2 protein-coding genes and 1 pseudogene are annotated in these 6,921 nt (G+C 72.4%); 1 reads left to right on the forward strand and 2 read right to left on the reverse strand.

What is annotated here, in order from left to right:
• On the reverse strand, positions 1–3,085 hold a 3,085-nt coding region (locus tag AB0J68_RS23340), incomplete at its 3' end, for an NAD-glutamate dehydrogenase domain-containing protein (RefSeq protein ID WP_363940468.1).
• Between the two features lie 286 nt (positions 3,086–3,371).
• Between AB0J68_RS23340 and AB0J68_RS23345 the strand changes: the two genes are divergently transcribed.
• Positions 3,372–5,336, forward strand: coding sequence for a penicillin-binding transpeptidase domain-containing protein (locus tag AB0J68_RS23345; RefSeq protein ID WP_363940469.1), 1,965 nt, complete (start codon positions 3,372–3,374; stop codon positions 5,334–5,336).
• Positions 5,337–5,907: 571 nt separating this feature from the next.
• On the opposite strand, the pseudogene AB0J68_RS23350 reads toward AB0J68_RS23345, so the two are convergent.
• A pseudogene (locus AB0J68_RS23350) lies at positions 5,908–6,875 on the reverse strand (arginase family protein); the annotation flags it as partial.
• Positions 6,876–6,921 lie beyond the last annotated feature (46 nt).

Consider the following 6,921-nt stretch of genomic DNA (forward strand, 5'->3'; position numbering starts at 1 on the left):
GGTCGTAGCCGGCGGAACCGCCGGAGGCGAACGCGTCGCCCAGCCAGAAGTTGTGCGCCAGGGAGATCTCGTTGGCGATGTCGGAGAACGTCGCCGTCCCCTTGTCCGCCGCCACCACGAGGTACGGGTCGTCGCCGTCGTGCCGGACCACGTCCTCGGGCGGCACGATCTGCCCGCTGACGATGTTGTCGGTGACGTCCAGCATCGCGCCGACGAACTCCTGGTAGCAGGCGACCGCCTCGTCCCGGTCGCCCGGCTTCTGCTTCAGCACGAAGCCGCCCTTGGCACCCACCGGCACGATCACGGTGTTCTTCACCATCTGCGCCTTGACCAGGCCCAGCACCTCGGTGCGGAAGTCCTCGCGACGGTCGGACCAGCGCAACCCGCCCCGGGCCACCGGCCCGAACCGCAGGTGCACGCCCTCGAACCGCGGCGAGTAGACGAAGATCTCGAACTTCGGCCGGGGCGCCGGCAGGTCCGGGATGGCCTGCGGGTCGAGCTTGAACGCCACGTACGCCTTCGGCCGCCCGCCGACCGGCTTCTGGTAGAAGCTGGTCCGCAGCGTCGCCTCGATCAGCGTGAGGTACGAGCGCAGGATCCGGTCCTGGTCGAGGCTCGCCACGTCGTCCAGCGCGCCTCGGATCGTCTCCACCAACTCGCCGCTGCGCTGCTGCCGCTGCTCGGCGGTCAGCTCGCCCGGCGCGAAGCGCGTCTCGAACAGCTCCACCAACAGGGTGGCGAGCTTCGGGTACGCGATGAAGGTCTGCTCCATGTAGTCCTGCGAGAAGACCGTGCCGGCCTGCCGCAGGTACTTCGCGTACGCCCGCAGCACCACCACCTGCCGCCAGGTCAGCCCGGCGCGCAGCACCAACTCGTTGAACCGGTCCACCTCGGCCTCGCCGCGCCACGCCGCCGCGAACGCGTTCTCCACGTGTGGGCGTACCTCGGACAGCTCGTGGTGCCCCTCGGGCAGCCTGAGGCCGAAGTCGTACAGGTAGACCCGACCGTCGATCCGGTCCACCTCGTACGGGTGCTCGTCGACCACGCGGACGCCGAGCGAGTGCAGCACCGGGAGCACGGCGGAGAGCATCATCGGCTCGCCGTACCGGTAGACCTTGAACCGGACGTCCATCGTCTCGGCCAGGTCGGCCCCCGGCATCCGGGTGCCGGGCCGAGGGGCCAACTGCTTGCGGAACAGGTGCATCTCCAGCTGACCGGGCTCCTCCAGCAGCTCCAGCTTCGCCAGGTCCTTCATCGCCTCGTACGGCGTGTGCCCGTCCTTGTAGCCCTCCGGGAACGCGTCGGCGTACCGGGTGAACAGGTGCTTGGCCTGCTCGTCGCCGAGCTTGCGTTCCAGCACCAGCCGGTAGTCGTCGTCCCAGAGCCGGGTGGCGTCGGCCAGCTCCTCGGCCAGCAGGTCGGCGTCGATGTCGCCGGGCGGCCGGGTCGGGTCGGTACGGACGATGAAGTGCACCCGAGCCAGCATCGACTCGGTGACCCGGGTCGTGTAATCCACCCCGACGCCGTTCAGCTCACGCAGCAGGATGTCCTGCATGCGCAGCCGGTTCTGGGTGGTGAACCGGTCCCGGGGAAGGTAGATCAGGCAGGAGATGAACCGCCCGTACGCGTCGCGGCGCAGGAACACCCGCAGCTGCCGGCGGCCCGCCATCCGCAGCACGCCGATCACCGCGTGGTACAGGTCGTCGGTCTTGATCTGGAACAGCTCGTCGCGCGGGTAGGTCTCCAGGATCTGCAGCAGATCCTTGCCGGAGTGGCTGCGCCGGCTCAGGCCGGAGCGGTCGAGCACCTCCGCGACCTTACGACGCACCACCGGCAGCTCCCGGACGCTGGTCCGGTATGCCGCGGTGGAGAACAGGCCCAAAAAGCGCCGCTCCCCGATGACCTCGCCCTCGGAGTTGAAGATCTTGAACCCGATGTAGTCCAGGTACGCCGAGCGGTGCACGGTGGCCCGCGAGTTGGCCTTGGTGATGATGAGCAGGCGCTTCTCCAGCACCTTCTCGTGTGCCTCGTGCGTCATCGACGACAGCGACCGGGCCTCCGGGGAGTCCGAGCGCAGGATGCCCAGGCCGGTGCCGAGCACCGCCTCCAGTGCCTTGCCGTCCACCTGGTCGGCGGGGTTCCCGTCCGGGGCGTCCACCAGGCGGTACTCGCGGTAGCCGAGGAACGTGAAGTGGTCGTGCGCCAGCCAGCGCAGCAGCTCCACCGAGTCGGTGATGTCCTTCTCCGGCACCGGCGGACGGTTGTCCGAGGTGCGGGCCGAGGCCAGCTCGTCGGCGAGCGCGAGCGCACGCTGACGCATCTTCGGCCAGTCCTCCACGGCCTCCCGCACGTCGGTGAGCACCCGTTGCAGCTCACGGCGCAGCCGGTCGCGTTCGGCGGCGTCCCGGACCGGGTCGATCTCGATCCGCATCCAGCTCTCGATGATGTCGCCGGCGATCGCGTCGTCCGGCTCCACGTCCGCCGAGACCTCGGTGAGCCGGCCCAGCGGCTCGCGCCGGACCACCACCAGCGGGTGCACCAGCAGATGCACGTCCAGGTGGTACGAGTTGAGCAGCGCGGTCACCGAGTCGACCAGAAACGGCATGTCGTCGGTGACGATCTCGACAACGGTGTGGTGCTGGTCGGCGTGCGGCTCGTGGATCCGCAGCTTCAACTCGCCGGGCACCCGCTGCTGGGCCAGGTCCCGGTGCGCCCGGGCCGCGTCGAGCATCTCCTCCGCCGTGAAGCCGACCAGCTCCTCGTCCGGGGCGAACCGCCAGAAGCGACCGACCAGGGTCGCCGCGTCGTGGTCGTCCCCGGCGAGCGCGACAGCCTGGGCCACCAGGCGCTCCGCGTTGGGGACCGGTTCGTCGAGCTCGGCATCCTCCACGTCGTCGGCCAACGCCTCGGTCGGCAGGCCCAGATCGTAGATGGTGTCGATGCTCGACCCGGGCAGCCCCGTGACGCCCGTGTCGAGCCGGCCGTAGCCGTCCCCGTCGGTCGCCGAATCGAAGCTGTCGTCGTCCCGGCCGGAGTCATCCTGCCGGAGGTCGGGTTCCGGTTTGATCGCCGGACGCCGGTCCATCGGTGCCACTCCCCTCGACCCACCGCGTTGTGGGTCACTCTGCCGCCCAGCGTAGGCCTGCCGTTTCGCGCCTTGGTCGGCGGACCACTGGCCGGACGTCCGGATCCGGACTTTGTCCTTTCACCCGTTGCGGGTCCGAGGTTGGCCGGTTGCGGGATACCCCGCCCCGCGATGTTCATCACACCGGCCCGGCCCGTCTTTCCGCACGTCGAGCGCCACACGGGACGTTGGGGACACCCTTCGCGTACTACCGTGCAGGGCAGCCCGAGACCGGAAGGACCGCTTCATGACCTTGTCCTACCCCCGGCCCCACCGGCCGAACCGCGCCCGACGGGTCGCCGCGCTCACTGCGACCCTGCTCACCGCTGGCGTCCTGGCGGCGTGCTCCGGCGACGACGGGCCGGAGCACAGCGCCGACGCCTTCCTCGCCGGCTGGCGCAGTGGCGACCTGCAGGCGGTCGCGATGGTCGACACGACCGGTGCCAAAATGCCGGCGGCCGAGGTGACCAAGGAGATCAAGGAGCTGTCCGGCGAGTTGGCGGCCACCCCGCCCACCCTGACCCGGCAGGGCGAGCCGAAGATCACCAAGAACATCGCGACCACGACGATCCGGGTCGACTGGCCCCTGCCGGGCCAGACCCACTGGACGTACGACCGGGAGCTGCGGCTCGTCCAGGGCGACGACGACCAGTGGCAGGTGATGTGGGAGCCGCGGGTGATCCACGAGCAGCTCACCAAGGGCGACCGGCTGGGGCTGCGCCGCGACACCGGCCCCCGGGCGGGCCTGCTGGACGCGGCCGGCAAGCCGATCGTGGCGCCCCGCCAGGTGGTGCGGGTGGGTGTGCAGCCGAACCAGGTCACCGACATCAAGAAGCTGGTCAAGGATCTCGACGCGGCCTTCAAGGCGATCCGCCCGGCCCTGGTCCCCGCCGTCGACCTGGCCGACCTGCCGAAGCGGGTGGCCGAGGCCGACCCGGGCGCGCTCGTCGAGGTCGTGACCCTACGCGAGGACGCGTACCGGCAGATCAAGCCGCGGATCTACGACCTGCCCGGCACCAAGTTCGTCTCCGACAAGCTCGACCTGGCGCCGACCCGGGAGTTCGCCCGCGCGCTGCTCGGCTCGGTCGACCCGGCGCAGGCCGACGACCTCGCCGCCCACCCGGACCGGTACGTCGCCGGCGACCTGGTCGGGCACGGCGGGTTGCAGGGCCGCTACGACGAGCGGCTGCGCGGCGCCCCCGGTCTGACGGTCGTCGTCGAGCGGCCCGCCGAGGACGGCAAGCTGGCAGCCACCGGCACCGAACTGTTCCACCGGGAGCCGCAGCCCGGTCAGGCGCTGAAGACCACCCTGGACGTGGCCACCCAGAACGCGGCCGACGCAGCCCTGCGCGCGGAGCCGCGCCGAGCCGCCCTGGTGGCGGTACGCATCAAGGACGGCGCGGTGCTCGCCGCCGCCAACGGTCCCGGGCCGGCCGGCGAGAACCTGGCCTTCACCGCCCAGGTGCCGCCGGGCTCCACGTTCAAGATGGTCAGTGCGCTGGGTCTGCTGGACCGGGGCGCGGTCACCCTGGACGGGCCGGTGGAGTGCAAGAAGACCTTCACCGTCGATGGCCGGTCCTTCAAGAACTCGGACAACTTCGAGTTGGGCTCGGTGCCGTTCCGCACCGACTTCGCCAAGTCCTGCAACACGGCTTTCGCCTCGTTGGCCCCGAAGCTCGGCGGTGACGGGCTGGCCGCCGCCGGCCGCTCGCTGGGCCTGGAGGGGCAGTGGGATCTCGGCACGGACGCCTTCACCGGCAAGGTGTCGACCGGCGGCAGCCTGGCCGAGCAGGCCGCCGCGTCGTTCGGCCAGGGCACCACGCTGGTCAGCCCCCTGGCCATGGCCGGCGCCACCGCGGCCGTCGCCCGGGGCCGCTTCGAGCAGCCGAAGCTGCTGGTCGACCCGGCACCGGCCAAGCCGGCCCCGCCCGGCGAGCAGCTGAAGCCCGAGTCCGTCGCGGCGCTGCGCACGATGATGCGCGAGGTGGTCACCGCCGGCACCGGGAGCGCGCTCAAGGACGTTCCGGGCGGCGAGGTGTACGGCAAGACCGGCACCGCCGAGTACGACGACAACCCGGCCCACACGCACGCCTGGTTCGTCGGCTGGCGGGGTGACGTCGCGTTCGCCGTGTTCGTGGAGAAGGGCGGGGCCAGCACCGCCTCAGCCGTCCCGATCGCCGAGCGCTTCCTCCGGGCCCTGCCCGCCACCTGACCCGCCGCACGCCGCTGGTCGCCACCCGCGCCCAGCGGTGATCCACCCGGTTCCGCGGAAACCGGGGTGTCCAGGCCATCCGGACACCCCGGTTTCGCTGATTCCGGGGTGGATCGCGGCGAGGTGGGCCGGGACCGGATCAGGCGGAGTCGGCTTCGTGCCTCTCCGGCGGGGTCTCCGTCGGCGGGGAGGGTCGTCGGAGCAGACCCGGGCCGGCCGACGCGGGCGGACCGACCGGTTCGCGCTCGACCGTGGCCGCGATCTGGGCCGCGAGGCCGGATGGCTCGGCTGGGGCCCGCCCGCCCGCGCCGGGGGGCGCCACCGCCGGCGCGACGCCGTCAGCCACCGCACCGTCAGCCACCGCGCCGATCGACGAACGGACGCCGGAGGGACCGACGCCGGCAGACCCGACGCCCGGGGGCTGGCTGCCGGAGGCGTCGCCATCGGAAAGGTCGTCGCCGCCGCGCTCGTCGACCCGATCGGGGCCGTCGCGCCCGGCGAGGCGCGCGGCACGATCGAGCCCATCACGCCCGGCGAGCCGCTCGCTGGCGGTCGCGGCCCGGCCGTTGCCTCGCCGCGGGGAGGGCGTGGGCCGGGGCGACAGCAGTCGGGGTGGCACCGCCTCCGGGGCGGTGACCGGGGCCAGGCCGGCGACCACGGTGTTGACGATCTCGGCGGCGTACGAGCCGTCCGGGTCGTAGTCGGGGTCGAAGACGGTCAGCTCGACGCCGAGGCAGTGTGGGGTGTCGACCAGGCCGGCGAGCAGGATCTCCAGCTCGGCGAAGGCGATGCCACCCGGGTCGGGGGCGTCCACGGCCGGCATCACCGCCGGGTCGAGCACGTCGACGTCGATGTGCACCCAGTAGCCCGCGCAGTCGGCGAGCTGCTCGTGCGCCCACTGGGCCGTCCGGGCGGCGCCCTCGGCGCGCAGCGCCGGCACCGGTCGGGTGGTGATGCCCGCGGCCTGGAGGTCGAGGCGGTACTCGTCCTGCGCCCGGATGCCGAGCACCACCACGTCGATGTCGCGGAAGTAGGGTCGACGGCCCTCCAGCGCGGCAGGTCGGCCTGCCCGCGCCCGGTGACGAGGGCCAGATCCTCCCCGGCGGCCGCGCCGACGTAGGAGGCGTTGCCGGGGTGCCGGAAGTCGGAGTGCCCGTCGACGAAGACCAACCCGATCCGCCCGCCGACCGCCTCACCGAGGCGGTGCATGGCCAGCGCGGAGCCGAGCAGCACGGAGCAGTCACCGCCCAGCACCACCGGGAACTCGCCCCGGTCGATGATCGAGCCGACCCGCTCGGCGAGGGCGAGGGAGTAGTCGGCGATCTCCCGGGCGTGGCACACGCCGTCACCGGGCCGCCAGTCGCCGGGGTCGTATCGGGGTGGGGTGACGCAGCCGGCGTCGCGGGCCCGCAGCCGGGCCAGCAGGTCGTGGTCGCGCAACGCGCCGGGCGCCTTGGCGCAGCCCGGCACGGAGGTGGACGTCGGCGGTCGCAGGCCGAGATTTGTCGGCGCGTCGAGGACGGCGATCCGGCGCATCATGAGCTCCCGTCCTCGGTGGTCGGGCGGGCCGGCGTTTCGCCGGCCC

It is taken from the genome of Micromonospora sp. NPDC049580 (assembly GCF_040675595.1).
GTDB lineage: Bacteria > Actinomycetota > Actinomycetes > Mycobacteriales > Micromonosporaceae > Micromonospora.

Bases quoted from the DNA above. Each gene is read 5' to 3' on its own strand.
- AB0J68_RS23345 (WP_363940469.1), top strand. From the start codon at position 3,372: ATGACCTTGTCCTACCCCCGGCCCCACCGGCCGAACCGCGCCCGACGG.